The 25,665-nt window shown below is 63.5% G+C and carries 33 protein-coding genes; 16 read left to right on the top strand and 17 right to left on the bottom strand.

Translation table 11 applies throughout. The annotated features are described in order from the left end of the window. Positions 1-14 precede the first annotated feature (14 nt). The 6 genes from D4Q51_RS01955 to truB all read right to left on the bottom strand — a co-directional run bounded on the left by D4Q51_RS01955 (position 15) and on the right by truB (position 6,790). Positions 15-1,079 (bottom strand): class I SAM-dependent methyltransferase, encoded by a 1,065-nt coding sequence (locus D4Q51_RS01955; RefSeq protein ID WP_120076069.1) that lies wholly within the window; start codon positions 1,077-1,079, stop codon positions 15-17. Between the two features lie 71 nt (positions 1,080-1,150). Further along, positions 1,151-1,837, bottom strand: a complete 687-nt coding sequence (locus D4Q51_RS01950; protein WP_120076068.1) for a polyamine aminopropyltransferase — start codon at positions 1,835-1,837, stop codon at positions 1,151-1,153. Next, on the bottom strand, positions 1,824-2,891 hold the full coding sequence (locus D4Q51_RS01945) for a sensor histidine kinase (protein WP_120076067.1): 1,068 nt from the start codon (positions 2,889-2,891) through the stop codon (positions 1,824-1,826). The genes D4Q51_RS01950 and D4Q51_RS01945 overlap by 14 nt, the downstream gene beginning before the upstream one ends. A gap of 101 nt (positions 2,892-2,992) precedes the next feature. After that, positions 2,993-5,305, bottom strand: a complete 2,313-nt coding sequence (gene pnp / locus D4Q51_RS01940; RefSeq protein ID WP_120076066.1) for a polyribonucleotide nucleotidyltransferase — start codon at positions 5,303-5,305, stop codon at positions 2,993-2,995. Positions 5,306-5,511: 206 nt separating this feature from the next. After that, positions 5,512-5,781, bottom strand: coding sequence for a 30S ribosomal protein S15 (gene rpsO / locus D4Q51_RS01935; RefSeq protein WP_120076065.1), 270 nt, complete (start codon positions 5,779-5,781; stop codon positions 5,512-5,514). A 25-nt stretch (positions 5,782-5,806) separates the two neighbouring features. Further along, positions 5,807-6,790, bottom strand: coding sequence for a tRNA pseudouridine(55) synthase TruB (gene truB, locus D4Q51_RS01930; protein WP_120076064.1), 984 nt, complete (start codon positions 6,788-6,790; stop codon positions 5,807-5,809). A gap of 94 nt (positions 6,791-6,884) precedes the next feature. On the opposite strand from truB, the gene D4Q51_RS01925 reads away from it, so the two are divergent. Beyond that, the gene (locus D4Q51_RS01925) at positions 6,885-7,781 is read left to right on the top strand and encodes a hypothetical protein (RefSeq protein ID WP_120076063.1); all 897 of its coding nucleotides are present in this window, start codon (positions 6,885-6,887) and stop codon (positions 7,779-7,781) included. On the opposite strand, the gene D4Q51_RS01920 is transcribed toward D4Q51_RS01925, so the two are convergent. Next, positions 7,778-8,461, bottom strand: coding sequence for a site-2 protease family protein (locus D4Q51_RS01920; RefSeq protein ID WP_120076062.1), 684 nt, complete (start codon positions 8,459-8,461; stop codon positions 7,778-7,780). The two genes, D4Q51_RS01925 and D4Q51_RS01920, sit on opposite strands and share 4 nt — an antisense overlap. A gap of 97 nt (positions 8,462-8,558) precedes the next feature. On the opposite strand from D4Q51_RS01920, the gene D4Q51_RS01915 reads away from it, so the two are divergent. Both D4Q51_RS01915 and D4Q51_RS01910 read left to right on the top strand, forming a co-directional pair. Continuing rightward, positions 8,559-10,154, top strand: coding sequence for an AbgT family transporter (locus D4Q51_RS01915; protein WP_120076061.1), 1,596 nt, complete (start codon positions 8,559-8,561; stop codon positions 10,152-10,154). Then, a complete protein-coding gene (locus D4Q51_RS01910) occupies positions 10,151-10,642 on the top strand; it encodes a flavodoxin family protein (RefSeq protein WP_120076060.1) in 492 nt (163 codons plus the stop codon). The genes D4Q51_RS01915 and D4Q51_RS01910 overlap by 4 nt, the downstream gene beginning before the upstream one ends. Positions 10,643-10,645: 3 nt before the next feature. Here D4Q51_RS01910 and D4Q51_RS01905 read toward each other — a convergent pair whose 3' ends face one another. From D4Q51_RS01905 to pspF, 9 genes are all read right to left on the bottom strand, one after another. Further along, complete coding sequence (locus D4Q51_RS01905; protein WP_120076059.1) at positions 10,646-11,227, bottom strand: thymidine kinase; 582 nt, start codon at positions 11,225-11,227, stop codon at positions 10,646-10,648. Positions 11,228-11,295: 68 nt separating this feature from the next. Next, positions 11,296-11,691 (bottom strand): 30S ribosome-binding factor RbfA, encoded by a 396-nt coding sequence (rbfA, locus tag D4Q51_RS01900; protein WP_120076057.1) that lies wholly within the window; start codon positions 11,689-11,691, stop codon positions 11,296-11,298. Further along, positions 11,691-12,116, bottom strand: coding sequence for a PaaI family thioesterase (locus D4Q51_RS01895; protein WP_120076055.1), 426 nt, complete (start codon positions 12,114-12,116; stop codon positions 11,691-11,693). Before D4Q51_RS01895 ends, rbfA begins: the two co-directional genes overlap by 1 nt. A 90-nt stretch (positions 12,117-12,206) precedes the next feature. After that, a complete protein-coding gene (infB, locus tag D4Q51_RS01890) occupies positions 12,207-14,759 on the bottom strand; it encodes a translation initiation factor IF-2 (protein WP_120076054.1) in 2,553 nt (850 codons plus the stop codon). Between the two features lie 77 nt (positions 14,760-14,836). Further along, a complete protein-coding gene (locus D4Q51_RS01885; RefSeq protein ID WP_120076052.1) occupies positions 14,837-15,526 on the bottom strand; it encodes a DUF448 domain-containing protein in 690 nt (229 codons plus the stop codon). Next, entirely contained in the window at positions 15,507-17,162 is a 1,656-nt protein-coding gene (nusA, locus tag D4Q51_RS01880; RefSeq protein ID WP_120076050.1) for a transcription termination factor NusA, read from the bottom strand. Before nusA ends, D4Q51_RS01885 begins: the two co-directional genes overlap by 20 nt. Beyond that, entirely contained in the window at positions 17,162-17,725 is a 564-nt protein-coding gene (gene rimP / locus D4Q51_RS01875) for a ribosome maturation protein RimP (protein ID WP_120076097.1), read from the bottom strand. The genes nusA and rimP overlap by 1 nt, the downstream gene beginning before the upstream one ends. Before the next feature lie 176 nt (positions 17,726-17,901). Then, positions 17,902-18,222 (bottom strand): hypothetical protein, encoded by a 321-nt coding sequence (locus D4Q51_RS01870; protein ID WP_162925097.1) that lies wholly within the window; start codon positions 18,220-18,222, stop codon positions 17,902-17,904. A 241-nt stretch (positions 18,223-18,463) separates the two neighbouring features. Next, positions 18,464-19,489, bottom strand: a complete 1,026-nt coding sequence (gene pspF, locus D4Q51_RS01865; RefSeq protein WP_120076046.1) for a phage shock protein operon transcriptional activator — start codon at positions 19,487-19,489, stop codon at positions 18,464-18,466. Between the two features lie 152 nt (positions 19,490-19,641). On the opposite strand from pspF, the gene D4Q51_RS15595 reads away from it, so the two are divergent. From D4Q51_RS15595 to D4Q51_RS01805, 13 genes are all read left to right on the top strand, one after another. After that, positions 19,642-19,794 carry a hypothetical protein gene (locus D4Q51_RS15595; RefSeq protein ID WP_162925096.1) on the top strand — a complete coding sequence of 51 codons (153 nt, stop codon included), beginning with the start codon at positions 19,642-19,644 and terminating at the stop codon, positions 19,792-19,794. Continuing rightward, positions 19,791-20,627 (top strand): phage shock protein PspA, encoded by an 837-nt coding sequence (gene pspA, locus D4Q51_RS01860; protein ID WP_420807521.1) that lies wholly within the window; start codon positions 19,791-19,793, stop codon positions 20,625-20,627. The genes D4Q51_RS15595 and pspA overlap by 4 nt, the downstream gene beginning before the upstream one ends. 2 nt (positions 20,628-20,629) lie before the next feature. After that, a complete protein-coding gene (gene pspB / locus D4Q51_RS01855) occupies positions 20,630-20,926 on the top strand; it encodes an envelope stress response membrane protein PspB (RefSeq protein ID WP_120076041.1) in 297 nt (98 codons plus the stop codon). After that, positions 20,923-21,300, top strand: a complete 378-nt coding sequence (gene pspC, locus D4Q51_RS01850; RefSeq protein ID WP_120076039.1) for an envelope stress response membrane protein PspC — start codon at positions 20,923-20,925, stop codon at positions 21,298-21,300. The genes pspB and pspC overlap by 4 nt, the downstream gene beginning before the upstream one ends. A 39-nt stretch (positions 21,301-21,339) precedes the next feature. Beyond that, positions 21,340-21,651 (top strand): hypothetical protein, encoded by a 312-nt coding sequence (locus D4Q51_RS01845; RefSeq protein WP_120076036.1) that lies wholly within the window; start codon positions 21,340-21,342, stop codon positions 21,649-21,651. Continuing rightward, the gene (locus D4Q51_RS01840) at positions 21,648-21,998 is read left to right on the top strand and encodes a hypothetical protein (protein ID WP_338068444.1); all 351 of its coding nucleotides are present in this window, start codon (positions 21,648-21,650) and stop codon (positions 21,996-21,998) included. The genes D4Q51_RS01845 and D4Q51_RS01840 overlap by 4 nt, the downstream gene beginning before the upstream one ends. Further along, positions 21,998-22,309, top strand: a complete 312-nt coding sequence (locus tag D4Q51_RS01835) for a hypothetical protein (protein WP_120076034.1) — start codon at positions 21,998-22,000, stop codon at positions 22,307-22,309. The genes D4Q51_RS01840 and D4Q51_RS01835 overlap by 1 nt, the downstream gene beginning before the upstream one ends. Next, a complete protein-coding gene (locus D4Q51_RS01830) occupies positions 22,309-22,608 on the top strand; it encodes a hypothetical protein (RefSeq protein ID WP_120076032.1) in 300 nt (99 codons plus the stop codon). Before D4Q51_RS01835 ends, D4Q51_RS01830 begins: the two co-directional genes overlap by 1 nt. Next, the gene (locus D4Q51_RS01825; protein WP_162925095.1) at positions 22,605-22,856 is read left to right on the top strand and encodes a hypothetical protein; all 252 of its coding nucleotides are present in this window, start codon (positions 22,605-22,607) and stop codon (positions 22,854-22,856) included. Before D4Q51_RS01830 ends, D4Q51_RS01825 begins: the two co-directional genes overlap by 4 nt. A gap of 28 nt (positions 22,857-22,884) precedes the next feature. After that, positions 22,885-23,124, top strand: a complete 240-nt coding sequence (locus D4Q51_RS01820) for a hypothetical protein (RefSeq protein ID WP_120076028.1) — start codon at positions 22,885-22,887, stop codon at positions 23,122-23,124. 24 nt (positions 23,125-23,148) lie between these two features. After that, positions 23,149-23,556: a SufE family protein gene (locus D4Q51_RS01815; RefSeq protein WP_120076026.1), complete on the top strand. Its 408-nt coding sequence runs from the start codon at positions 23,149-23,151 to the stop codon at positions 23,554-23,556. 77 nt (positions 23,557-23,633) lie between these two features. Then, positions 23,634-23,792: a YqaE/Pmp3 family membrane protein gene (locus tag D4Q51_RS01810; protein ID WP_120076024.1), complete on the top strand. Its 159-nt coding sequence runs from the start codon at positions 23,634-23,636 to the stop codon at positions 23,790-23,792. A 78-nt stretch (positions 23,793-23,870) separates the two neighbouring features. Then, positions 23,871-25,151, top strand: a complete 1,281-nt coding sequence (locus tag D4Q51_RS01805; protein ID WP_120076022.1) for a DUF3422 family protein — start codon at positions 23,871-23,873, stop codon at positions 25,149-25,151. Positions 25,152-25,163: 12 nt separating this feature from the next. On the opposite strand, the gene D4Q51_RS01800 is transcribed toward D4Q51_RS01805, so the two are convergent. Next, positions 25,164-25,664: a sterol desaturase family protein gene (locus D4Q51_RS01800; RefSeq protein WP_120076020.1), complete on the bottom strand. Its 501-nt coding sequence runs from the start codon at positions 25,662-25,664 to the stop codon at positions 25,164-25,166. Position 25,665 lies beyond the last annotated feature (1 nt).

The following is a 25,665-nucleotide window of genomic DNA, read 5'->3' as shown; positions in this document are numbered from 1 at the left end:
GCAGCGAAGTCGGATTAGACCCTGGCTTCGAGCACCATGTTCGACGGCGTCTCAGTCGCCCGGCGCACGTTCGCAAATCCTGCCTCGTTCAGCACCGCTGCCAGCCGTTTCTGCCCGGCCTGTGCGCCAAGGCCCAGCCCAACTTCCTGGGATAGCGACACCGGCACGCAGCCCATGCAGCTGAAGCCGTAGAATATCTGCCCCATCGGGTGCATGTTCTCCGCCATGGTGTCGCCCGCCATCGGTTCCACCACCATGAAGGTGCCGTCCGGTTTCATCGCTTCGCGAATATGCTTTGCCGCGCCGACAGGGTCGCCAATGTCGTGCAGGGCATCGAAGATGCAAGCGAAGTCGAAGCCGTCGCCCTCGAAATCCTGCGCCTTCGCGACGTGGAACTCCACGTTTTCCACGCCCTGCTCCTTCGCCCGCGCTCTGGCGGTCTCGATGGAAGGCTCGTGAAAGTCGATGCCGACGAAGTGCGACTGCGGGTATTCCTTCGCCATCAGGATGGTGGAACTGCCGTAGCCGCAGCCGATGTCGGCCACCTTGGCCCCGGCCGCCAGCTTCTCCGTCACGCCTTCGAGCGAGGGGAGCCAGTTGGAAATCAGGTTCGCTTCGTAGCCCGGACGGAAGAAGCGGTCCGTGCCGCAGAACAGGCACTGCGAGTGGTCCGACCACGGGCGCCCCTCGCCGGACTTGAATACCTCCACCGCCTTCTCATGCGTGTCGTACTGTGCCACCACGGCCTGGAAGAAGCCCTGCATGCACAGCGGCTGGCCTTCTCGAGTGAAGATCAGCGCGGCCTCTGGCGTCAGTTCGAAGGTCTCTTTCTCGCCATCGAATTCGACGTACCCCGCCGCCGCGACCGAACCCAGCCATTCGCGCAGGTACTTGGGCTCAATTCCGGTCTTCGCGGCCAGCTGGTCCAGCGTCATCGGGCCTTCACCGTCCATCGCCGCCCAGACCCCCGCCTGATCGCCCATGTATGCCATCATGACACTGACAGCACCTGCCACGTGCCCCATGACCTTGCCGGCCATCGCCTCCACCTTGCCGAAATGGATATCCTGTTCGCTCATCGCTCAACCTTCCCAGATTGCTTTTGTCCGGAAGACTAGCACCGGACTGCGCGGAGGGAAGATGGTTTGCGCTACCGCTGGCGGCGAGCGAACCAGATGGTGTGCTGGGGGCCCTTGTTGTTGGGTCGGGCACGCACGCGCTGCACGTCGACATCGAGCCCCGCATCCATCAGGCGGCGGGTGAACTTGTGATCGGGCGCGGCAGACCACACGGCCAGTACGCCGCCCACGTTCAAGGCATCGCGCAAGCGGCCGATGCCGGTGCGGGTGTAGAGCCGTTCGTTGCCCTCTCGCACGATCCCGTCGGGGCCGTTGTCCACGTCCAGCAGGATCGCGTCGTAGCGAGGCGTGGTGCCGTCCACCGCATCGTCCACCAGCGCGGCGACATCGGCGATGACGACATCACCGCGCGGGTCGTCCAGGCAATCGCTCGTCAACCCGGCCAGCGGGCCCTTCGCCCATTGAAGGATGTCCTCGACCACTTCGGCCACAACCACTTCGCCGCCGGTGTCGGGCAGCGCCGCCAACGCAGCACGGAAAGTGAAACCCATGCCGTAGCCGCCGATCAGCACGCGCGGGGCAGGCGTGTCCAGCCGCTCCAGCGTCAGGCGGGCAAGTTGCTCCTCGCTGAACTGCATGCGCGTGCCCATAAGCTCGTCGCGGCCCAGCATGATGATGAAATCGCGCCCGTGGCTGACCAGTGTCAGCGTGTCGCCGCCGGGTATCTGCGCGGTCGCCAGTTCCTCACGCGGTAGCATTGGTGTCCTCCTCCACGGGCAGGGGAATGACGAGGCGGGCGATTGCGCCTTTTCCGTCTTCGCGGTTATCGAGCGTGAATTCGCCATCGAGGCCGCGAGCGAGGCTTACCGCGATACGCAGGCCGAGGCTATCGGCACATTTCAGATCGAAGCCCTCTTTCAAACCTTGACCCTCGTCCTGGACGCAGATGATGTAATCGTCACCGTTCTCGCCTCCCACCAGCGTTACCTCGATCGGACCACCGCCATCAGCGTAACCGTGCTCGATGGAATTGCTGATGGCCTCTGCGACGATCAATGCCGTGGGCACCGCGCTCTCCGTCGGCAAGGCACCGCTCGCCTGGGCATCGAAGATATAGGAGATATCCGTCCGTCCCGAAGTCTCCAGCGTATCCTTCACGATACGGTCGATATAGCTCGCCAGAGACAGTTGCGCGCCATCGGCGCTGTAGAGCGTGCGTTGCAATCGGCCCACGAGCCCGAGCCTGCGTGACGCGTCGGACAAGGCCGACTTGCCCGGCCCTTCGGCCACGCGTCGCTCCTGCAGGTTGAGGATGGAAGACATCATCTGCAGGTTGTTGCCGACCCGGTGCTGCAATTCCTGGAACAGCATCTCGCGCGTTTCGGCGAGTTCGGTGCTGCGCTGCTGCTCTATCGCAAGTCGCGCGTTGGCCACCTGCATCCAGTGCACGAGGGCGATGTCCACCACCACGATCCCTGCAAAGAACAACAGCGCCACTACTGCACGGTAATCCAGCGCGAAGCTGCCGAGAGGCGGGATGAAGAAATACCAGCTCATCAACCCGCACAGCAGACCGGCCAGCGCGCCGGGACGAGCCCCGAAGAAGAAGGCGGTGAGGATCACCGGGGGGAAGAAGGTGATGTAGGGGAAGCCGTCCGGCAGGGCATCGCTCACCCAGACGCGGGCGAAGTATCCTGCCAGGCTCGCCAGCGCAGCCACGAGGTATCCCACCCACGGCTTGTCGCGCGCGAGCGGGAGTTTCTGCAGGAACGACAGGCTGCCTGCCGACAGGTTATCGAGAGTCTTCAGCATCTTGCAGCCGTATCAGTCACCGCAGTTCACAAAGCAATAGGGGCCGCAAGGGATATCCCCTCGCGGCCCCGATCACTTGCCCGGAGTATCGAGCGTGTGGCTTAGTCGTCCTTCAGGAAGGCGGGCATATGGTCTTCGCCACCGCCGTTGTCGCCGCCCTTGTTGCCGCCACGACCGCCACGGTCGCCGCCACGGCCACCACGACCACCGCCATCACGGCCGCCACGCGGTCCACGACGATCGCCGCCGCGACCACCACGGTCGCCGCCCTCACGCTTTTCGCGCGGAGGACGGGTGTCTTCCAGCTCTTCGCCGGTTTCCTGGTCGACAACGCGCATCGACAGGCGGACCTTGCCGCGGTTGTCGATCTCGAGGACCTTGACCTTAACTTCCTGTCCTTCGGACACGACGTCGGTCGGCTTCTCGACGCGCTCATTCTTCATTTCGGACACGTGGACGAGACCGTCCTTGCCGCCCATGAAGTTCACGAATGCACCGAAGTCCACGATGTTGACGACCTTGCCGGTGTAGATCTTGCCGACTTCGGCTTCTTCCACGATGCCTTCGATCCAGGCCTTCGCAGCCGCGATTTCATCGGCGTTGGAGGACGAGATCTTGATCGTGCCTTCGTCGTCGATGTCGACCTTGGCGCCGGTCTCGGCAACGATCTCGCGGATCACCTTGCCGCCCGTGCCGATCACGTCGCGGATCTTTGACTTGTCGATCTGCATGGTCTCGATACGCGGAGCATGCTTGGACACTTCACCGCGCGAGCCGGACAGGGCTTCGTTCATCTTGGCGAGGATGTGAGCACGGCCACCCTTGGCCTGCTCCAGCGCCTGCGCCATGATTTCCTGCGTGATGCCGGCAACCTTGATGTCCATCTGGAGGCTGGTGATACCTTTCTCCGAACCGGCCACCTTGAAGTCCATGTCGCCCAGGTGATCTTCGTCACCGAGAATGTCGGACAGGACAGCGAAGTTGTCGCCTTCCAGGATCAGGCCCATGGCGATGCCGGAAACCGGGCGTTCGATCGGAACACCGGCATCCATCATCGACAGACAGCCACCGCACACGGTCGCCATCGAGGACGAGCCGTTGGACTCGGTGATGTCGGACAGGACGCGGATCGTGTAGGGGAAGTCCTCATGCTTCGGCAGCACCGGGTGCAGCGCACGCCATGCCAGCTTGCCGTGGCCCGTCTCGCGACGACCCGTAAAGCCGAAACGGCCCACTTCGCCAACCGAATAGGGCGGGAAGTTGTAGTGCAGCATGAAGTGGTTGTACGAAAGGCCTTCCAGCCCGTCGATCATCTGCTCGGCATCCTTGGTGCCCAGCGTGGTGGTGCAGATCGCCTGCGTTTCACCGCGCGTAAACAGCGAGGAACCGTGCGTACGGGGCAGCAGGCCGACCATCGCCTCAATCGGGCGAACCTCGTCCAGCTTGCGGCCGTCGATGCGGGTGCCGTCCTTCAGGATGGAGCCGCGCACGATGTCGCTTTCCAGCTTCTTCACCAGCTTCAGGCGGCCCATGTAGCCAGCCGGATCGCTCTCGGCGAGATCGGCGAAGTGTTCGCGTGCCTTGGTGCGTGCCTCGTTGATCGCGTCCTGACGCTCGGCCTTGTTCGTGATCTTGTAGGCAGCTTCCAGATCGGCACCGATCACGCCGCGCAGCTCTTCCAGCAGGCCCGACTTGTCTTCGACCTTGTCAAGTTCCCACGGATCCTTGGCAGCCTGTTCGGCCAGATCGATGATCGCGCCGATGACCTTGCGGCTTTCCTCGTGCGCGAACATGACGGCGCCGAGCATTTCTTCCTCGGTCAGTTCCTTGGCTTCGGACTCCACCATCATCACCGCGTCCTGCGTGGCGGCGACGACGAGGTCGAGGCGACCATCTTCGTCCAGCGCCTTGTCCAGCGACGGGTTCAGTTCGTATTCGCCGTTGCGGAAGCCGACGCGCGCGGCACCGATCGGGCCCATGAAGGGCACGCCGGAAATGGTCAGCGCGGCAGAGGCAGCGATCATGGCAACGATATCGGGCTCGGTCTCACCATCATAGGAAAGGACCTGGCAGATCACGTTGATCTCGTTGTAGAAACCTTCCGGGAAGAGCGGGCGCACGGGGCGGTCGATCAGGCGGGAGGTCAGCGTTTCCTTCTCCGTGGCGCGGCCTTCGCGCTTGAAGAAGCCACCGGGGATACGGCCCGCGGCAGAGAATTTTTCCTGGTAGTGAACGGTAAGGGGGAAGAAGTCCTGCCCTTCCTTAACGCTCTTGGCGGCGGTCACGGCGCACAGCACCACGGTTTCGCCATAGGTGGCCAGAACGGCGCCGTCGGCCTGACGGGCAATACGGCCGGTTTCCAGAGTGAGGGTCTTTCCGCCCCACTCCAGCGATACAGTTTTCGTGTCGAACATTGATTTTCCTTCTGAACCCATGCGCCACATTGCGTCATGGGGCCTACTTTTTCCGGGAGATCCGGCCCGGTCCGGTGCGAGGCCTCTCTTGGCCTCATGGCCCCTTCACCGAATTGCGAAGGATGCCCTTTCAAAATGCCAGCCGAATGTGACGGCTTGCAGATAGACGAAGGGGCGGCTCTTGGAGCCGCCCCTTCGAGAAACTCTTACTTGCGAAGACCCAGCTTCTGGATCAACGCGTTGTAGCGATCGAGGTCCACCTTCTTGAGGTAGGCCAGCAGGCTACGGCGCTTGTTGACCATCTTGAGCAGGCCACGACGGGAGTGGTTGTCCTTGTGGTGATCCTTGAAGTGCTCGGTCAGGTTGCGGATACGCTCGGTCAGGATGGCGACCTGTACTTCCGGAGAACCGGTGTCGCCCTTGCCAACGGCGTTGTCCTTGATGATTTCCTGCTTCTTCTCGGCAGTAACCGACATATTTCATTTCCTTTTCGCAGTATCCTCAGACGTTGAACCCGCGCACGACTTTCATGTCGCCCCCTTCGAGTTCCACCAGTGCCACCGGAGTTTCCTCCAGCTTGGCGAAGTAGAGCCCGTCGGGTTGGGGCAATCCGGATACGACCCGGCCCTGTCGGGCCGCCTGCGCACTATCCGGATCGAGAGCGAGGGCCGGGATACCGTCCAGCCCCGCCTCCAGTGGCAGGAGGTGGTCTTGAAGAGGCGCGCCCTTACCGATTTCGTTCAGCTTGTCCAGCGAAATCGCCTGATCCTCGCTGAAAGGGCCTGCCTTGGTGCGACGTAGATAGGTGACATGACCCAGCGCTCCAAGGGCATGCGCGATATCCCGTGCAAGGCTGCGGATATACGTGCCCTTGCTGACACGGGCGACCAGCGTTGCCGTCTCCGCCAGTTCCAGCGGTGCCTGCGGATCGTAGGGATCGGGACGGCCGAGGGTGGTGGCGAAAGCGGAACCCAAGCGGTCGTCCGCCGCGCCCCCGCCCAGCACTTCCAGCGAATGGATCGTCACCCGGCGCGTTTCCAGCTCCACGTCCTCGCCTTTGCGCGCAAGATCATAGGCGCGCTTACCGTCCACTTTCAGCGCAGAATACTTGGGCGGAACCTGATCGATCTCGCCGGTGAAATGCTCGCAGATCGCCGCGATGGCCGCACGCGGGGGGCGACGATTGGTGCTGTCCACCACCTCGCCCTCCGCATCAAGGGTATCGGTCTCCTCGCCGAACTGGATGGTGAACTCGTAGGTCTTGTCGCTGTCCAGCATCCGGCCAGAGAGCTTCGTAGCCTCTCCCAGCGCAATCGGCAGCACTCCCTCGGCTTCCGGGTCCAGCGTGCCACCATGGCCGACTTTCACCTTGCCGAAGCCCGCTTCGCGCAGGTTCCGCTTTACCGCGCCCACGGCCTGCGTGGAGCCGAGGCCGCGCGGCTTGTCGAGGATGATCCAGCCGTTGACAGTGGGTTTGTCTGACATGGCGCATGCCCTAGCCCTGCCCCCGCGCCCCGTCCAGCAACAGTCCGCCCAAGGGTTTTTGCGTAGGGGCGGGTCCGCCGGGCCTTCACCGCCGATGGCTACTGCCACGGGCATGAAGCTGATCGTCCATCCCGGCCTGCACAAGACAGGCTCCACCTATCTGCAGCACGTGCTGAACGACAACCACGCCGCGCTGGCTGCGCAAGGCGTGTGGTATCAGCCGCAGCAGGGCTATCCTGCGCACCATCACGCAGCATGGCGCATCCTGCTGGGCGATCCCGCCCCGCTGGTGGCGATGGTGGAGAATGCCCGCAGGGCGCAGTGCCATACACTGGTGCTGTCTTCGGAAGACCTCGAGGGCGCGCTATACGACGATCGCCCGCTGGCGGCGATCGGAGCAGCGGCAGCATCAGCCGGTGTTTCCCACATCGAATGGCACGTGGTCCTGCGCGAACCGGGTAGCGCCTTTGCCAGCCTGTTCGCGCAGTTGCAGCACCACGTCTACGCCGATGCCTTCCAGCTGTTCTGCGACGTCATGCGGCGCGGTTTCGTGCACATGGCGCAGCCCACGCCCGGCCACGGCACGCCCTACTGGTATTACGCTTTCGATCACCTTGCCGATCTCGACCGGCTTCAGGAACGTGCCGACGCGCCGCTTTTCGCGCACGACTTCGCCCACGCCGCGCCCTTCCCCGGCGCGGGGCTACTCGATCACCTCGGCGTGCTGGATGCGCTGGTCACCTTTCCCGGACGCTCGGCTCGTAATGCGCGCCCCGCGACCGACGAGATCATCCGTGGCTTTGCCGAGCGTGTGGAGGAGGCCGTACCGAACGACGCCGACCAGGCGCGCATTCTCGACGGGTTCCTCACCTGCATGCAGAATGGGCTAGACAATATCGAGACCTACGCCGCGATCATAGGTGAACGTTACGCCGAGAGTCACAGCAAGGCACTGCGTTGCTTCGCGCCGATCCAGTCGGCCGTGGCCTAAAGCGCCGCAATCCAGTCCGCCACCGCGAAGTAATAACCCATCGCCCACTCGACCGGCGGCACGACGAACCTCTCGATGATGTTCGCTTCCGGGAAAACGTAAGGCACGACCAGCAGCAGCGCGAACAGCAGGATCATGCCGAAGGGGCGCAGCTTGTCGTAGATGCGCGCGGCGGAGGGCGGCAACAGTCCCTCCACGATGTGCGATCCGTCGAACGGCGGGATCGGCAGCAGGTTGAACAGCGCAAGGAAGAGGTTGATCGAGATGAAGTAGACGAGCGCGGTCGTAACAAGATCAGGCGCTGCCCCGCTGGCCGCGTTGCCGTCGAACGAAAGGCCCAGGAGCACCGCGCCAATCAGCGCCAGTATGAAATTCGTTCCCGGCCCGGCAGCGGCGACAGCCATCATGCCGAAACGCGGGTTATCCAGCCGCTGCTTTATCACCGGCACGGGCTTGGCCCAGCCGAACACCGGCAGGCCCGCCAGCGCGAGGCCGCCGGGCACCAGCAGCGTGCCGACAGGATCGACGTGGCGAATGGGGTTGAGCGACAGGCGTCGCTGCTCCTTCGCCGTGGGATCGCCCAGCATCAGCGCCGTCCAGCCGTGCGCCACCTCGTGAAACACGATGGCGATCACCAGGCAAGGGATAAGGATAGCCGCGAGGATCAAGGTCTCTGTCATCGCTTTTCAAGATGGGGAGAGGCGCCTCCCCGTTAAAGAGCACTGGACCGCGCGAAGGCCGCGTGACAGTCTTGCCGCCTTTCAGGCGGGGGCTTCGATGGCGGCAACAGCGGCACCAACAGCGCAGACAGGATTTCTCGGCTGGGTGGAGAGAACAGGCAATCGCCTGCCAGATCCCGTATTCCTGTTCCTGTGGTTCATCCTGGCGCTGGTGGCCGTCTCCGTCGTGGCTGCATGGGCGGGGTGGTCTGCCCCGCACCCCGTGGAGATCGACCCCGACACCGGCACCAACCGCATCATCGCGGTGGAGAGCCTTCTCTCGGGCCAGAACCTGCGCCGCCTTCTCACCGAAATGCCCGAGACGTTCACGCACTTCCCGCCGCTGGGATACGTGCTGACCGTGATGCTGGGCGCGGGCGTGGCGGAGCGATCGGGCCTGTTCGCCACGGCCATGCGGGCGAGCATGGCAAAGGTCTCGACCTTCTGGCTGACACCCGCCGTCGCGCTCGTATCCATGATGGGCAACCATGCGGCGGATGCAGCATTCGTCGTCATGATCCCGCTGGCGGGCATCATCTACCACGCCGCCGGTCGCCACCCTCTGGTGGGCATCGCCGCCAGCTTCGCCGCAGTATCGGGCGGTTTTTCCGCAAACCTGCTGCCGGGCCAGCTCGACGCGCTTCTGCTGGGCATCACCGAGGCCAGCGTGAACACCGTGTTCGAGGGCTGGACCGCCAATATCGCGGGCAACTGGTACTTCATCGCTGCCATGACCATCATCTACCTGCCGGTGATCTGGTACGTGACGGACCGGATGATCGAGCCGCGCCTGTCGGGCTACGCGCTGGACGGTTCTGCCGTGGAGGCCGAGAAGGGCGCGGGCGAGCAGACCGCGACCACGCCGGAGCAGCGCCGCGGCCTGAAGCACGCAGGGCTTGTCGTGCTGGCACTGGTGGCCCTGTGGGCCGTGCTGGTGCTGATGCCGGATGCGCCGCTGGTCGATCCCGACGCGCCGCCAGAAGGCCGTCTGACACCTTTCTATCGCAGCCTGCTGCCCTTTTTCCTGCTGGTCTTCCTGCTGCCCGGCTGGGCCTATGGCCGCGCGGCGGGCACCATCGAGAGCCAGGCCGACCTTGTCGAGATGATGGCAGGTGCGATGAAAGACATGGGATACTACATGGTTCTCGCCTTCGCTGCCGCGCATTTCGTGGCCATGTTCGCATGGAGCAACATAGGGCTGGTGCTGGCGGTGGACGGGGCCGACGCCCTGCGTGCCAGCGGCCTGCCAAGCTGGGCAATGCTGCTGGGCGTCCTGATCTTCGGTGCGACGCTCAACCTGTTGATCGGCTCCGCCAGCGCCAAGTGGGCGGTGCTTGGCCCGGTCATGGTGCCGATGCTGATGCTGCTGGGCCTGTCCCCCGAAATGACCACCGCGGCCTATCGCGTGGGCGACAGCGGTACCAACATCATCACTCCGCTGATGCCCTATTTCCCGCTCGTGCTGGTGTTCTGTCAGCGCTGGACCAAGGAATTCGGCCTCGGCAGCCTGACGGCGACGATGATGCCCTATGCGCTGGGCATCATGGTGACGGGCATGATGTTGACCGCAGGCTGGGTCATCCTCGACCTGCCGCTGGGTCCGGGCGCACAGGTGTTCATGGACGTGCCCGCTGCTGTTACCATGGGCGAATGACCACGCTTGCGATCATCTGGTACTCGCGCACCGGCGGCAGCCGCCAACTGGCCGAGGCTGCGCGCGATGCGGCGCTGGAAGCGGGCGATATCGATGTGCGGTTCCTGAAAGCGGAAGACGCTGAAGCGGACGACCTGCTGGAGGCAGACGGCTACGTCTTCGCCTGCCCGGAAAACCTCGCCGCGATTGCGGGCGTGATGAAAGCCTTCTTTGATCGCACCTATTACGAGGTGCTCGGCAGGATAGAGGGTCGCCCTTACGCCGCTATAATCTGCGCCGGATCGGACGGCGAGAACGCAAAAAAGCAGCTCGAGCGGATATGCACGGGCTGGCGTCTCAAGAAAGTGGCCGACACGCCGATCATCAACGTCGGAGCGCAGACGAAGGAAGAAATCCTCGCGGAAAAATCCATCGGTGACAGCGATCTTGAAAAGGCCCGCGAACTGGGCGGAACGCTGGCGGCGGGGCTGGAAATGGGCGTTTTCTAGCGTCTAGCGATACATTCCCAGCGCTTCAGCGAAATGCTTGCGGCACAGCGCGGTGTAGCGCTCGTTGCCGCCGATCTCGGTCTGCGCGCCCTCGCCCACGGCCTCGCCGCTCTCCCCGACCCTCAGGTTCATCGTCGCCTTCCGCCCGCAGTGGCAGACCGCCTTCAGTTCCTCCAGCGAGTCCGCGATGCCGAGCAGAACGGCGGAGCCGGGGAACAGGTCCCCGCGAAAATCGGTGCGCAGGCCGTAGCAGAGCACCGGGATATTGCCCTCGTCCGCAATGCGCGCGCATTGCCATGCCTGCTGGGCCGTCAGGAACTGAGCCTCGTCGATCAGCACGCAGGCGAGCGGGCCTTCGCGGTGCTGTGCCATAACTTCGCGCCACAGGTCCGTGCCGGGCGTGAATCGGCGCGCGTCGGCGGACAGGCCGATGCGGCTGGCGATGGGGCTTTCCGCGCGGTTGTCGATAGCGGCGGTCCACAGCATCGTCGCCATGCCGCGCTCACGGTAGTTGAAGTCCGCCTGCAACAGCGTGGTCGATTTGCCCGCGTTCATGCTGGCGTAGTAGAAATAGAGCTTGGCCATGGCCCGATTTATGGGAGGTAGGACCGCCTCTCGACAAGTTCAGGCCGAGCGGAAAAAGGGGAGAACTCCTAGTCCTCGTCGTCCAGGTCGCGACGGACCTTGGGATCGTCCAGCAAAGCTTCGATCCGGCTCGCCTCGTCGAAACTCTCGTCGGCGCGGAATTGCAGCTTCGGCGCGAATTTCAGGCCGAGACGCTGGGCGACTTCGCGCTGGAAAAAGGCGGTGTTGGTCCGCAGGGCTTTCACCACAACGTCCTCGTCCTCACCCAGCAATGGCTTCACGTAGACCTTGGCGTTGCGGAGGTCGGGCGACATGCGCACCTCGGTGACGGAGATGTTGTGCGCGCGCAGCACGTCGTCGTGCGCCTCGCCGCGTGCCAGCAATTCGGAAAGGATATGCCGCACACGCTCACCCACTTTCAACAGGCGGACGGACTGGTCGTCGGGCTTGGAATGACGAGCCATCAGCCGTCTCCTTCGACTTTCCCGCGATCGGGCCATTCGGTCGTCATGGTCGTCGCTGTGGCGCGGGCGCAGAGCTTCCCCTCGGCATCGAACAGTTCGCCTTCGACGAATGTGACACGCCGACCGCCCTTCACCGCGCGCGCTGTCACCGTCACCTTTCCCAGCGGCACCGGGCGCAGAAGCGACAGGTTGATGTCGAGCGACAGTTGCAGCTTTCCGCCACTGGACAGGAACACCGCCGCGCCCATGGCCTCGTCAAGCGGCCCCGCCAGCAATCCGCCCTGCACCGTGCCGCGCATATTGGCGAAGCTTTCGGGCAGGTCGAACGCCATGCGCGCCGTGTGGCTCTCGGCATCGTAGCCGACGAATTTCGCGCCCATCGTGCGGGCGGAAGGCCAGTGCGGCTCGGTCGGAAGGTTGTCCATTACGAAAACACCTCGTCATCCCGGCGCGGGCCGGAAGGCGGTTGAACTTGGCAGGCAGGGCCCCGACTTTCGCCGGGGCCACAGCCGCTATCAGAGCGTGCGCTCTTCTTCCTTCACCTCGTACACTTCCAGCTGGTCGCCAGCCTTGATGTCGTTGGTGTCTTCCAGAACCACGCCGCATTCGAGGCCCGCGCGGACTTCGTCCACGTCGTCCTTGAAGCGCCGCAGCGACTGGATGACGGTTGCCGAGACGATAACGTCGTCGCGGGTGAGACGGGCGTGCAGACCCTTGCGGATGACGCCTTCTTCCACCAGCAGACCGGCGGCCTTGTCGCGCTTGCCGGCAGGGAACACCTGCTTGACCTCGGCGCGGCCGACCACGTTTTCCACCTTGAGCGGGCCGAGTTCGCCCAGCAGCTCCTTGGTGATCTCGTCGGTCAGGTGATAGATCACATCGTGATACATCATGCGCACGCCATCGCGCTTCACCAGTTCGCGTGCCTTGGCATTGGGACGCACGTTGAAACCGATGATCGGAGCCTTCGAACCCGCGGCAAGCTGCACGTCGGTCTCGGTGATGGCACCCACGCCTGCGTGCAGCACGCGCACCTTGATATCGTCGTTCGACAGGTTGTGCAGCGCCGAGGTAATTGCCTCGACAGAACCCTGCACGTCGGCCTTCACCACCACCGGCCATTCGATCACGTTCGACTTGTTGAACATGGTGTCGAAGCTGGTCGGCGCGAGAGCGGTGCGCTTCTCGGTCGCCTTTTCCTGACGATACTGCGCCACTTCACGGGCACGCTGTTCGTTCTCGACAACGGTCAGCATGTCACCGGCCGAAGGAACGCCGGACAGGCCCAGCACTTCCACCGGAACCGACGGCCCGGCTTCCTTCACCTGCTTGCCCTGGTCGTTGATCAGCGCGCGGACCTTGCCGCTCTGTGTGCCGACAACGAAGGTGTCGCCGCGCTTCAGCGTGCCGCGGTTGATCAGCACGGTGGCAACCGGGCCGCGGCCCTTGTCCAGCTGTGCTTCCACCACGGTCGCCTCGGCATCGCGGTCCGGACGGGCCTTCAGCTCCATCAGTTCGGCCTGCAGGTTGATCTTCTCGATCAGTTCCTCGAGGCCGGTGCCTTCCTTCGCCGACACTTCCACGTCCTGCACGTCGCCGCTCATCTCTTCCACGATAACCTCGTGTTCGAGCAGGCGGTTGCGGATGTTCTGGGCGTTGGCCTCGGGCTTGTCGATCTTGTTGATCGCCACGATCATCGGCACGTTCGCCGCCTTGGCGTGATTGATGGCCTCGATCGTCTGCGGCATGATGCCATCGTCGGCCGCCACCACCAGCACCACGATATCGGTGACATTGGCACCGCGCGCACGCATTTCGCTGAAAGCGGCGTGGCCCGGCGTGTCGAGGAAAGTAATCTTCGACTTGTCCTTCGTGGTGACCTGGTAGGCCCCGATGTGCTGGGTGATGCCGCCCGCTTCGCCACGCGTGACATTGGTTTTGCGCAGGGCATCGAGCAGGCTGGTCTTGCCGTGATCGACGTGACCCATCACCGCCACCACCGGCGGGCGCGGCTTCATGGTTTCCTCGGGATCAACATCTTCCTCGGCGGAAATGTCGACATCGCTTTCGGAAACCTTCTGGATGTTGTGGCCGAATTGCTCGACCAGCAGCTCCGCCGTGTCCTGATCGATGGTCTGGTTCACCGTCACCATCATGTCGAGGTTGAAGAGTTCCTTCACGAGGTCGGCACCCTTCTCGCCCATGCGCTTGGCCAGTTCACCCACGGTGATGGCTTCCGGCACGATCACGTCGCGAACCTGCTTCTCGCGCGGCTGGCTGGAGCCGCCGCCCTGGGCACGGCGTTCCTTCTCGCGCGCACGCTTCAGCGCGGCGAGGCTGCGGGCGCGGCGACCCTCGTCCTCGTTCAGCGCCTTGTTGACGGTCAGCTTGCCGGAGCGGCGCTTGTCGGCTCCGCCACCGCCGGGCGCGCCGCCACGTTCGGGGCGGGCTGCCTTCTTGTCGTCCTTCTTCTTCTCCGGGCGCTTGGGCTCGGGACGGGCGACAGGCGTGAACTTACGCGGGCTCGGAGCCTTGGCCGTTTCTTCCTCAGGCGTAGCTTCGGGCTCGGAGGCAGGCGCTTCGGCCTCGGCGTTGGCGGCAGCTTCCTTCTCGGCCTTGCTCTGCTTGGCGGCTTCTTCTTCCGCCTTCTTCTTTTCCTCGGCGCGCTTCTTTTCGTCTTCGGCAGCCTGCTTGGCCTGCTCTTCCTCGCGCTTGCGGTTCTCTTCGGCCATCTTCAGGCGCTCTTCCTCGGCCTCGCGCTGCATGCGAGCAACGCGTTCCTGAGGAGTTTCATCGCTGGCGGCGGGCTTCCTGGGCACAGGCTTCTTCGGCGCGGGCGCGGGCGCGGGTTCGGGCTTCTTCGCCTCTGGCGCCGGCTCGGGCGCAGGTGCAGGCGTCGGCGCGGGCTCCTCACCCGGCTTCACGAGCTTGCGACGACGCTTCACCTCGACCGCCACCTTGTTGGTGCGGCCGTGGCTGAAGGTCTGCTTGACTTCCCCGGACTCCACAGCCCGCTTCAGTCCAAGCGGTTTGCGGGTGCGTTTCGGGGTTTCGTTCTCTTCGCTCATGTGCTCGTATTAGTCCTTCAAAATCAAACAGTCACGCTTCCCTGTCTCCGGGAAGCTTGGTCCGCCACCCGGCGAGGTTACGTTTCGGCCACCGCGTCGGCGGCCCCCAGAAAGGTCTGCAGACGCCCCAACGGAATGGCAATCCGCTGCGCCGATCTGGCATCGGCAAGCGCCAGGTGGACGACATTGTCGCGGCCCAATGCCACAGACAGGGCCTCCCGGTCCAGAGGCAGGCGTTCGCCTTTCCTTCCGGACCCTTCCTCATCGAGGCCGACGCGCCACGCCTGATCCAGCTTGCGGCAGCCGTCCTCTTTCGCATCCGCTGCGTGATACAGGGCAGCTACTGCCCCCATCCGCGCTTCGTTCGCGATACGGTCGGACCCCAAGATAAGGCGTCCGCTGCGCATTTCGAGGCCCAGTCTTTCCAGCACGGCCTTTTTCAGCGCGGATTCGATGCGTGTAGGCAAGTCTTCCGGCACATCGAGCGCGCCGGTCTTGAAGGCACGCGACAACGCGGCCTTCAGCTTTCCGCTGGCCATGGCGTCTGTGAGTTCGGCTTTCGAAACACCGATCCACGCGCCCCGTCCCGGCGCCTTTGCCAGGGCATCGGGCAGCACGTCGCCATCTGGTGAGACCGCAAGGCGCACGAGATCGTCGCGCGCCGACGTTCGTCCGGTCAGCACGCAGCGACGCTCGCTCCCCTTTTCAGGCGAGGCATCGGCTTCGGTTTTAGGCGAACCTAATGTGTCATTGCGAGGATTCCGCATCGGCGGCCTCCTCTGCTTGGGCCGGAGCCTCGCTGGCGGGCTCTTCGTCCTCGAACCAGTGCGCGCGGGCGGCCATGATGATCTCGTTGCCCTGCTCTTCGGTCAGACCGAAGGCACCCAGCACACCACCCTTGTCCTGCTCGCGCTGCGGGCGACGCAACGGCGGGCCGGCATCGTTGTTGCGGCGACGCGGAGCCTCGCGCTTCTTGGCGATCAGTTCGTCGGTGGCGAGATCGGCCAGATCGTCCAGATCCTTGATCCCGGCCTTGCCCAGCACCACTAGCATTTCCTCGGAGAGATGCGGCAGTTCGGCAAGCGCATCGTCCACGCCGAGTTCGCGGCGCGCTTCGCGGTGCGCGGCTTCCTGGCGCTCGAGCGCTTCCTGCGCACGGCTCTGAAGTTCCTCGGCCAGTTCCTCGTCGAAACCTTCGATGGTGGCGAGTTCTTCAAGCTGCACGTAGGCCACTTCCTCCAGCTCGGCGAAGCCTTCGGCCACCAGCAGCTGCGAGAGCGTTTCGTCGACGTCCAGCTCTTCCTCGAACATCTTGGAGCGCGCGGAGAATTCCTTGCTGCGCTTCTCCGAGGCTTCTTCCTCAGTCATGATGTCGATCTGACTGTCGGTCAGCTGGCTGGCGAGACGCACGTTCTGGCCGCGGCGACCGATGGCCAGCGAAAGCTGATCGTCCGGCACCACAACTTCGATGCGGCTTTCTTCCTCGTCCAGCACCACGCGGCTGACGGTGGCGGGCTGGAGGGCGTTGACCACGAAAGTCGCGGTGTCCTCGCTCCAGGGAATGATGTCGATCTTCTCGCCCTGCAGTTCCTGCACCACGGCCTGCACGCGGCTGCCCTTCATGCCGACGCAGGCGCCGACCGGGTCGATGGAGGAATCGTGGCTGATCACGCCGATCTTGGCGCGGCTGCCCGGATCGCGGGCAGCGGCCTTGATCTCGATAATGCCGTCGTAGATCTCGGGCACTTCCTGCGCGAAAAGCTTGCGCATGAAATCGGGATGCGCGCGGCTGAGGAAGATCTGCGGCCCGCGGTTGTTGCGCTCCACCTTGCTGATCAGCGCACGCACGCGCTCGCCCACGCGGGCGGCTTCGCGGGGAATCTGCTGGTCGCGGCGGATCACGCCCTCGGCACGGCCGAGGTTCACGATCACGTGGCCGAATTCGACCGACTTGATCACACCGGTGATGACTTCACCGGCGCGGTCCTTGAATTCCTCGTACTGGCGCTCACGCTCGGCATCGCGGACCTTCTGGAAGATCACCTGCTTCGCGCTCTGCGCGTCGATGCGGCCAAGGTCGTCCATGGCGGGCAGCGGATCGACGATGAAGTCACCCACGGCGGAACCCGGCTCCAGCTTCTGGGCCTGTTCCACGTCCACCTGCTTGAAGTAGTCGTCCACTTCCTCGACCACCTCGACCACGCGCCACAGGCGCAGGTCACCGGTTTGCGGGTCGAGCCGGGCGCGGATATCGTTCTCCTGGCCGAAACGCGCACGCGCGGCTTTCTGGATCGCTTCTTCCAGAGCTTCGATCACGATGCTCTTGTCGATCATCTTCTCCGACGCAACGGCGTTGGCGATCGCAAGCAGTTCAGCCTTGTTGGCAGACATTGGGCTGGCCATCAGTCTTGTGCCTCTTCTTCTTCCTGTTCGAGTTCTTCGATGTCTTCGACGCCGCTCATGTCGAGCGGGCGGGTTGCTGCCATCAGCTTGTCGGTAAAGACGAGCTGGGCGGAATGAATCTTGTCCAGCGGCACGGCAACACGGCCGGCCTTTCTGTCCTCGATGGTGACCACGTCGCCTTCGATTCCGACGAGTTCGCCCTTGAGGCTGCGATGCCCGTCGATCTTGTCAGCCAGGGCAATCTTTGCTTCGTGCCCTGCCCAGTCGGCGTAATCCTTCGGCCGGGTCAGCGGACGGTCGATGCCGGGGCTGCTCACTTCGAGGTGGTAGGCACCCTGCACCAGTTCCTCGCCACCTTCCTCGACTTCGTCGATGCGGTCGGAAATGCGACGGGAGAGATCCATGCACTGTTCCACCACCAGTTGTCCGGTGGCAGGGTCCTCGGCCATGATCTGCAGGGTGCGCTCGTCACCCGAACCGGTCATCTTCACGCGCACGAGTTCGAAGCCCAGAGCCTTGGCTTCAGGTTCGATCACTTCGGTAAGGCGCGCAATATCGGCCAAGTGGTTCTCCATCAATCAGCCCATCATTGCGGACAAAGCGGTTTGCTGCCGGCCCCTCTCAGCGCCAGCCCTTCAGAGTCACGACAATGTCGGGATGGCGGCTATGTAGGCTCAGCCGCCCAGAAAGGCAACATCAAAGCAAAAGGCCACAAAAGAAAAGCGGCAAGCCTTGCCAGCTAGTCCGCCAGGGCGCCTCGTGTGATGCTCGGCGTGCGCTGGCTGCTCGGTTCGCGAAAGCTGTCGCCCCAGCCGCCATTGTCATCGCTCGCGTAAAGCTCGTTGACCGGATCGCCGTAGGTGCCGACGACGTAATCGTCTTCGGCAAAGGCAGCCGGGCCATCGTCGTTGACTTGCCCCTGCCCTGCATCGCGCAAGGGTGCACCGCCCTCGAAGATTATCTGTGCCCCGGCTTCATCAGCTTCGTCGCCGGCCCGGAACCCGTCGATCCCCCAGCCGCCGACGACTGCAATCGAGGCAAACAGCACAAGCGCGCTCATGCCGATCGATTTCCGGCCGCGACGAGTCGTGGGGCGGCGGATACTCGGCCGATCGGGAATGGGAATTGCGGGTTGCGGCATGATATCCATCTCGAAAGCTTGTTGGCGCGACCCGGCCTTGCAGCCTTGCAACACAAGGCAAAGATCGCGTTACCGGCGCCTGCGCAATTCTGCTTAAAGAAGAGTTCCTAAGTCCTGCTTAACACGGGGTCACCAAGGCCCGCCCCGGCCCGGGCACCCGCTATTCCGTCAAGCCGTGCTTCTTGATGGCATGGCGCAACTGGTCGTAGGTGAGGCCGAGCGCCTTTGCCGTCTGGCGCTGGTTCCAGCGATTGGCGCCCAGCGCATGCTCCACAATCGCCTTCTCGTGCGCGTCCACCGCTGCCCGAAGATCGTCGACTTTGTCGTATTGCGGACTGGCCGGACGAGCCTCCCGTCGTACGCTCTCACTCTCCCGCTTGCCCGATTGCGACCCCGACACCGGCAACGGCTTCCACGGCGAATCGAACGGATCGAGAATGACTTCGCCGATGGGGTGGTCCCAGTTGTCCCAGCGATAGACCGCGCGCTCGACGACGTTACGCAGTTCGCGCACGTTGCCTGGCCAGGGATGGTCCTCCATCCGCTGCGCGACGTGATCGGCAAAGCCGGGCCATTCTTCCCAACCCAGTTCCGCCGCCATGCGCCGTCCGAAATAGTCGGCCAGCACCGGGATATCGCCTTCGCGCACACGCAGCGGCGGCAGGGTAATCACCTCGAAGCTGAGCCGGTCGAGCAGGTCGGCGCGAAAGGTGCCCTCCTCCGCCCTGCGCGGCAGGTCCTCGTTGGTGGCGGCGACGATGCGCACGTCGACGCGCGTCGGGCGGCTCGCACCGATGCGCGTCACCTCACCGTATTCGACCGCGCGCAGCAGCCGCTCCTGCGCGCCCATCGACAGCGTACCCAGTTCGTCGAGAAATAACGTGCCTCGGTCGGCTTCCTCGAACCGACCCTCGCGCGCTCTGGTAGCGCCGGTGAAGGCGCCCTGTTCGTGGCCGAAAAGTTCGGCTTCGATCAGCGTTTCGGGAAGAGCGGCGCAATTCATGGTGACCAGCGGCTCCTCCCACCGGTCTGACAGGCGGTGTAGGCGTTCGGCAATCAGCTCCTTGCCGGTCCCCCGTTCGCCGATTACGAGTACGGGCCTTGCCATGGGGGCGGCGCGACTGGCCCGCTCCACCGCGTCGAGAAAGGCGCCGGACTGGCCGATGAACTGATTGTCACGCTCCATGACCAAAATATAGTTATTTTTCCCAAGTCTTGGCAATAGGGACCAAACCAGTTTTCTTCACCTTTCTGAAAATCCGCAGAAAACAGCGATTCGGCAGGTTTGGCACGCCTGTTGCAATTCATCGGTTAGAAAGGGTTTAGGAGGAAACACCAATGTTCGATCGCCGCTTCTTCAGCAGCCAACTGGGCCAGGCCGCACTGGTCAGCATCGCTGCGATGGTCGCGTTCACGATCTTCGCCGGAATGCTGCCGACTGCCGGGTCCGAGACCATGCTGGTCGGCACCCCGCTGGTGGAACTGGCGTGACCGACAACAACCGCAACCCTTTGGCGCCGCTGGCGCGTGGCACGAAGCGGATTGGCTCTCGTCTCGATCAGGAGATAGAGCGTATCCGCACAAGCCCGACGCCAACCGGCAACTCGCTTAATATCGGAGGACCCTTGATGGGCATTTTCTCTCGCACGCGTGATATCATCGCCGCCAATTTCAACGAGCTTCTCGATCAGGCCGACGATCCTTCGAAGATGATCCGCATGATCATCCTCGAAATGGAGGAGACGCTGGTGGAAGTTCGCGCAAGCGCGGCGCGTACGATTGCCGACCAGAAGGAAATGCACCGCCACACCGTGAAGCTGGAACGGCTGCAGGCCGACTGGGCGGAAAAGGCACAGCTGGCCCTGTCCAAGGACCGCGAAGACCTGGCCCGCGCCGCGCTGATCGAAAAGCGCAAGGCATCCGACACCTGCGACCAGCTGAAGCAGGAGATCGCCGTGCTGGACGACGCGCTGCGCGCCTACGAGCAGGACATTGCCAAGCTGCAGAACCGCCTGCGCGAAGCCCGCAGCCGCCAGAGCCAGATCTCTGCCCGCCTCGAAAGCGCAGAGAACCGCGTGAAGCTGCGGAGCCTGATGACCAGCGACCGGGTGGACGAGGCGCACGCCCGTTTCGACCAGCTCGAACGCCGCGTCGACTACGCCGAAGGCCGCGCCGATGCGCTCAACATCGCGCAGGACAAGATGTCGCTCGCCGACGAATTTGCCGCTCTCGAAGGCGGTGACAAGGTCGACGACGAACTGGAGGAAATGAAGCGCGCACTCGGCAAGGGCAGCGCCGCTGAAAAGAAGAACGAAGGGGAATAACCGTGGAAGAACTCATCATCATACCGGCCATTTTCATCGGCCTGCCGTGGGTGGTGCTGCACTACGTAACGAAGTGGAAGACGGCCGCCACCATCACCACCGATGACGAGGCGCTGCTGGAGGAACTCTACCAGCTGGCCAAGCGGCTGGACGAACGGATGGACACGGTCGAACGCCTCGTCGCTGCCGACAACCCTGACTTCGAGCCCGCCCGTATTCGCCACGACAAGGCCGTCGACAACGTACCGCTGCGCGAGCTGGAGGAACTGCTCGCCGAGAAGAAGGGAGACCACGCATGAACACCCCCCGCACGACGCTTTATCGCGATAGCATGAACGGCAAGCTGCTGGGTGTTTGCGCAGGCATTGCAGATTACACCGGCATCCAGGCAATCTGGGTCCGCCTTGCCGCGATCTTCCTGACCTTCGCCGTCAGCGGGTTGACCATCCCCATGTACATCATCGCCGGTTTCCTGCTGAGCAAGAAGCCCGCGCACCTCTACACCGCGCCCGACGAGACGCAGTACTGGCAGCGCGTGCGGCAGAGCCCCAAGCGCACCGCGCGTGAAATCCGGGCCCGCATGAAGGATATCGACCGCCGCCTGGCCGACGTGGAAACCTACTACGTCTCCGCCAATCCGCGCCTGTCGCAGGAAATCGAACGACTGCGCTGAGGGGCGCGAACCACACAAGGTAAAAGGGGGACGCAAGCAATGGGTGAATTGATACCGATCGTGGCCATCATCATGGGCTGCGGCATTCCGATCACCGCCATCTGGGCCAAGCACAAGGAAAAGGTCGCGCAGCTCCAGGTCGATGCCACCGCGCAGAACACCGCAGAGCGCGCCGCACAGTACGCCAGCAGCGTGCAGCAACTGGAGGACCGGGTCCGCGTGCTGGAGCGCATCGTGACCGACAAGGGATACGACGTGGCCACGCAGATCGAGGCCCTGCGCGATCAGCGCGCCGTGGACGAGGCGGGCAGCGGCGTAACGCTGGACTTCGCGAAAAAGGAGAACGCATGATGGACTGGGGAGGCCCGATGTTCGTTGTTCTGCTTGTCGTCATCTCGACGCTTGGCTGGCTGATCAACAACTGGATTCGCGCCAGGCACGGATATCCGCTTGAAGATGAGCTGTTCGGAAAATCCGAGCGCGCCGACACTGAAGAGGCGAAGAAGCTTCGCGAACAGAACCAGCAGCTGCGCGACGTCGTGGAGCGTATGGAGGACCGCATGATCGTGCTGGAACGCATTGTCACCGACAAGGGATACACCGTCGCGGAAGAGATCGAGGCGCTGCGCGACAGGCCACATTCTCATGATAACGGCACAGGCGTGCAACTCGATCTCGGAAAGAAGGAAAAGGTCTGATGGAACTGATTACCGAGACCACCGTGATCGCCGGTGTCGCCATCATGACCGCAGGCTGGGTGATAAACACCTGGATGCGAATGAAGCACGGCTATCCGCTGGAAAACAGCTGGGGCAAGGCCGTCTATCCCAAGAACGACCAGGCCGTTGAGCGGGTGAAACTACTGAGCCAGGAAAACGCCGCGCTGCAGGCCGAACTCGGATCGCTGAAGGATCGCCTCGCCAATGTGGAGCGCATCGTCACCGACAGCGGCTATCACCTGACCCACGAGATCGAGAGCCTGCGCCGCGACGGGAAGGAAACCAACTGATGGACGGTGACCTGATGCTGATCTTCGGCTTCATCCTCTGCCTGCTGATGCTGATCCTGCCGTTCGCCTTTGTGATCAACCAGCGCGTGCAGCAGCACGAGGAGCGCAAGCTGGAAATCAAGGCCCGCATCGAGGAGGCCAAGGCTCAGCAGGCCGGCGGCCAGCGCCAGATGGCCGAGGACATGGAAGACCGCTTGCGCGTGCTGGAGCGTATCGTGACCGATCCCGGCGCGGACCTGACCCGCCAGATCGAGGAATTGCGCGCCGATCGAACGGCGCGGGAGGAGAGAATATCGTGAGTTTGGGGACAATGATCTTCCTGCTGGTGCTGGTCGGCGTGGCCTATGCCGTCTGGAAGCGGACGCAGGATGCGAAGGAAGGCATCGTCCGCGATAACAGGGGCGACCCCATCGCCTCCACGCGCCGCGAAGCCGAATTGCAGGAAGAAGTGGAGCAGTTGCGCGAACGGGTAAAAGTGCTCGAACGCATCGCCACCGATCCGGCCCGCCGCACGGCCGAAGAAATCGAGAAGCTGCGCGACGAGTAATCGTTGCTGCCACCGCAGGGAGGACCAAATGACGCAAATCGACCTGTTGATCGCCGCCAGCGCCCTGCTTGCGCTGGCCATGCTGACCGCCTCTGTCCTGATGGGCTGGCAGGGCTGGCTCGCCCTCAAGAACCGTGAGCTGGAGATGAACCGCGTGCCGCCCGAAATGGAAGGTGGATCCCGCGAAGGCATGGCGCGGATCGAGATTGCCGACCTGAAGGAACGCATCCGCAAGCTGGAAGCCATCGCCAACGGGGTGGACCTCTGACGCCGAGGCACTACATGCCTCGCCATGCGCACACTTGAAGACATCCAGGAAGAATACGAATTCCTCGAAGGCGACGAACGCTATCGTCTGCTGATCGAGCTGGGCCGCGAGCTGGACGAAATGCCCGCTGCCCTGAAAACCGACGCCACGCTGGTGCGCGGCTGTTCGGCGCAGGTCTGGGTCTATCCCACGACGGAGGCCGACAAGCTGCATTTCCTCGCCGACAGCAACGCTGCGATCACGAAGGGCATCGTTGCACTGGTGATTTCCACCGTGCAGGACAAGCCCGCCGCAGAAGTGGCGAAGATGGATATCGCGGGCGCGCTGGCCCCGTTCGACCTGAAGAACCAGTTGTCCTCCAACCGCACACAGGGCGTGCCCAACATGATCGCGCTGGTGCAGGAACACGCGGCACGCATCGCACAGGACTAACCACCGTCCCGGAACGCGAGACCGGCCAGGCCGTTGAATGGGCAAACGGAGGGGGTTAGTTTTTCAGGAGACCCCGAATGTCTATTCTTATCCTTATCGCCACGATCCTGCTGCCGCCGCTGGGCGTTGCAGCCAAACACGGCCTCGGCGGCACAACGCTGCTGAACCTCGTGCTGACCTTGCTCGGCTTCATTCCCGGGCTGATTCACGGCCTCTACGTGAACTACGCACGCTAAGCCCTAAACCACGCGTTAGAGATTGCGCCCACTCGCGGCGTGCGCCATGCTCGCCCCCTGTGACATCGGGGGGCCGGTATGCGCGACCACGAATTGCGGAAACAGGTGGTGTCGGAGATGCACCTGCGGCGGTGGCCCGTGCTTTCGGTCCCGTCGCTTGTCATCCAGTGGGTGCTGATCGTTGCGCCAGAAGAACGCGGCGAGGAAGCCGAACACCTCGATCGCGTCTCTCCTGCCCATGCGGAAGGCAATACGCCCACGCACCGCTCCGGCTTTATATCCGACGACGTGGAAGTGTCGTGGGAAAAGCACAGCGAGGGCAGCAGCATAGCCCTTTTCATCAGAAACATTTCCGAAAACGACCTGATTGCCGACACGCCGCCCAAGCATGTGGCGCAGGCGCTCGGGTGGGCGCAGGGCCTGCCCGGACAAGTAATGCGCGCGACGAAGATCATGGTGGTCGCCAACGACAAGGTGGCCAATCGCCTTCTCCCCTCGCTCGACCTGCTGCGCTCGGAGTTGATTTCCTGCAACTTCGGCGGTGCCGCGCGGATGTGGGGCGATTTTCGCCTCAAGGACGACGGGTTCGGGAAACTGCTCGTCGCGGCTAACGGGATGGACCTGCGCGATTTCAGCCGGCTGGTGCAGCGCCTTCAGGACCTCGGAAATTACCGCAACCGCGCCCTGCTGGGCTTGCCGACAGCGCAGGAGGCTTGGCCCCGGCTGGACGCGGTGGGCATGAAACTGTCCGCCGTTGCCGAGCGGATTGCCGGGGACGAGGCGAAAGACGATATGCTGCTCGACGAACTTTCAGCCTACAGCGCCGAACTGAACGCAATCGCCAATTCCATCGATTATCGGCTCAGCGCCACGGATGCCTACGCGCAGCTTGTGAACGAGCGGCTGGACCAGCTGCGTGTCACGCCGATAGACGGCTATGCCTCCCTCGTGGACTTCACCCACCGCCGTTTCCTGCCCGCCATCCGTACCTGCGCCGCCGTGCGGGAACGCCAGCGCAGCCTCTCCGAGCGGGCGGAGGGTGCCGCAAGCATGCTGCGCGCCCGCATCAGCACGCGGATCGAGAACCAGAACGCGGAACTGCTGCGCTCGATGGATCGCAGCACGCGGATGCAGCTACGCCTGCAACAACTGGTGGAGGGCTTGTCGGTGGTAGCGCTCAGCTATTACCTGATCGGCCTGGTCGGCTACGTGCTGAAAGGCGCAGCGCACAATTGGGCCGGATTCGATGCCGAAATGGCGTTGGCGATCATCACCGTGCCGGTCGTGCTGCTGGTCTGGCTGGCCACGCGAACGCTGAAAAAGCGGTTGCTACAGGTGCCGGAGCAGCGCGCGCCCTGACGAAACGCCGGTTCAGGCCCCGGCACTCTCGCGCACCACGGCAATGCCCGCTTCGCGCTGGCGGCGCAATTCGGCCTTCAGCCTGGCGGGATCTCGTGCGAAAACGAAGCCAAAGCTCACCCCGCCCTCTTTCCCCACGGTGGCGTGGTGCAGCTTGTGCGCCTGCACCAGCCGCTTGGCATAGCCGCGCTTGGGCACCCAGTTGAAGTACCGCTGGTGGACAAGGCCATCGTGGATCAGCGTGTAGATGAGGCCGTAGACCGTGATGCCGAGCGCGAACCACCAGAGGAAGTCCGACACGAAATAGCCCACGATGAACATGACGATCACGATGCTGCCGAAAACGACCGCGAACAGGTCGTTCTTTTCCAGCACGTTGTCGTGCGGTTCGTGGTGATCGCGGTGCCATGCCCAGCCCCAGCCGTGCATGACATACTTGTGCGCCCACCAGGCAAACGCTTCCATGAACACGACCGCCCCGATTACGGTGAGGACGATCTCGGCTACACTCATT

Source organism: Aurantiacibacter odishensis, assembly GCF_003605195.1.
Lineage (GTDB): Bacteria > Pseudomonadota > Alphaproteobacteria > Sphingomonadales > Sphingomonadaceae > Alteraurantiacibacter > Alteraurantiacibacter odishensis.
This window is presented reverse-complemented; position numbering and strand designations above follow the sequence as displayed.

Bases quoted from the DNA above. Each gene is read 5' to 3' on its own strand.
- D4Q51_RS01955 (WP_120076069.1), bottom strand. From the start codon at position 1,079: ATGAGCGAACAGGATATCCATTTCGGCAAGGTGGAGGCGATGGCCGGC.
- D4Q51_RS01950 (WP_120076068.1), bottom strand. From the start codon at position 1,837: ATGCTACCGCGTGAGGAACTGGCGACCGCGCAGATACCCGGCGGCGAC.
- D4Q51_RS01945 (WP_120076067.1), bottom strand. From the start codon at position 2,891: ATGCTGAAGACTCTCGATAACCTGTCGGCAGGCAGCCTGTCGTTCCTG.
- pnp (WP_120076066.1), bottom strand. From the start codon at position 5,305: ATGTTCGACACGAAAACTGTATCGCTGGAGTGGGGCGGAAAGACCCTC.
- rpsO (WP_120076065.1), bottom strand. From the start codon at position 5,781: ATGTCGGTTACTGCCGAGAAGAAGCAGGAAATCATCAAGGACAACGCC.
- truB (WP_120076064.1), bottom strand. From the start codon at position 6,790: ATGTCAGACAAACCCACTGTCAACGGCTGGATCATCCTCGACAAGCCG.
- D4Q51_RS01925 (WP_120076063.1), top strand. From the start codon at position 6,885: ATGGCTACTGCCACGGGCATGAAGCTGATCGTCCATCCCGGCCTGCAC.
- D4Q51_RS01920 (WP_120076062.1), bottom strand. From the start codon at position 8,461: ATGACAGAGACCTTGATCCTCGCGGCTATCCTTATCCCTTGCCTGGTG.
- D4Q51_RS01915 (WP_120076061.1), top strand. From the start codon at position 8,559: ATGGCGGCAACAGCGGCACCAACAGCGCAGACAGGATTTCTCGGCTGG.
- D4Q51_RS01910 (WP_120076060.1), top strand. From the start codon at position 10,151: ATGACCACGCTTGCGATCATCTGGTACTCGCGCACCGGCGGCAGCCGC.
- D4Q51_RS01905 (WP_120076059.1), bottom strand. From the start codon at position 11,227: ATGGCCAAGCTCTATTTCTACTACGCCAGCATGAACGCGGGCAAATCG.
- rbfA (WP_120076057.1), bottom strand. From the start codon at position 11,691: ATGGCTCGTCATTCCAAGCCCGACGACCAGTCCGTCCGCCTGTTGAAA.
- D4Q51_RS01895 (WP_120076055.1), bottom strand. From the start codon at position 12,116: ATGGACAACCTTCCGACCGAGCCGCACTGGCCTTCCGCCCGCACGATG.
- infB (WP_120076054.1), bottom strand. From the start codon at position 14,759: ATGAGCGAAGAGAACGAAACCCCGAAACGCACCCGCAAACCGCTTGGA.
- D4Q51_RS01885 (WP_120076052.1), bottom strand. From the start codon at position 15,526: ATGCGGAATCCTCGCAATGACACATTAGGTTCGCCTAAAACCGAAGCC.
- nusA (WP_120076050.1), bottom strand. From the start codon at position 17,162: ATGGCCAGCCCAATGTCTGCCAACAAGGCTGAACTGCTTGCGATCGCC.
- D4Q51_RS01870 (WP_162925097.1), bottom strand. From the start codon at position 18,222: ATGAGCGCGCTTGTGCTGTTTGCCTCGATTGCAGTCGTCGGCGGCTGG.
- pspF (WP_120076046.1), bottom strand. From the start codon at position 19,489: ATGGAGCGTGACAATCAGTTCATCGGCCAGTCCGGCGCCTTTCTCGAC.
- D4Q51_RS15595 (WP_162925096.1), top strand. From the start codon at position 19,642: ATGTTCGATCGCCGCTTCTTCAGCAGCCAACTGGGCCAGGCCGCACTG.
- pspC (WP_120076039.1), top strand. From the start codon at position 20,923: ATGAACACCCCCCGCACGACGCTTTATCGCGATAGCATGAACGGCAAG.
- D4Q51_RS01845 (WP_120076036.1), top strand. From the start codon at position 21,340: ATGGGTGAATTGATACCGATCGTGGCCATCATCATGGGCTGCGGCATT.
- D4Q51_RS01840 (WP_338068444.1), top strand. From the start codon at position 21,648: ATGATGGACTGGGGAGGCCCGATGTTCGTTGTTCTGCTTGTCGTCATC.
- D4Q51_RS01835 (WP_120076034.1), top strand. From the start codon at position 21,998: ATGGAACTGATTACCGAGACCACCGTGATCGCCGGTGTCGCCATCATG.
- D4Q51_RS01830 (WP_120076032.1), top strand. From the start codon at position 22,309: ATGGACGGTGACCTGATGCTGATCTTCGGCTTCATCCTCTGCCTGCTG.
- D4Q51_RS01820 (WP_120076028.1), top strand. From the start codon at position 22,885: ATGACGCAAATCGACCTGTTGATCGCCGCCAGCGCCCTGCTTGCGCTG.
- D4Q51_RS01815 (WP_120076026.1), top strand. From the start codon at position 23,149: ATGCGCACACTTGAAGACATCCAGGAAGAATACGAATTCCTCGAAGGC.
- D4Q51_RS01810 (WP_120076024.1), top strand. From the start codon at position 23,634: ATGTCTATTCTTATCCTTATCGCCACGATCCTGCTGCCGCCGCTGGGC.
- D4Q51_RS01805 (WP_120076022.1), top strand. From the start codon at position 23,871: ATGCGCGACCACGAATTGCGGAAACAGGTGGTGTCGGAGATGCACCTG.
- D4Q51_RS01800 (WP_120076020.1), bottom strand. From the start codon at position 25,664: ATGAGTGTAGCCGAGATCGTCCTCACCGTAATCGGGGCGGTCGTGTTC.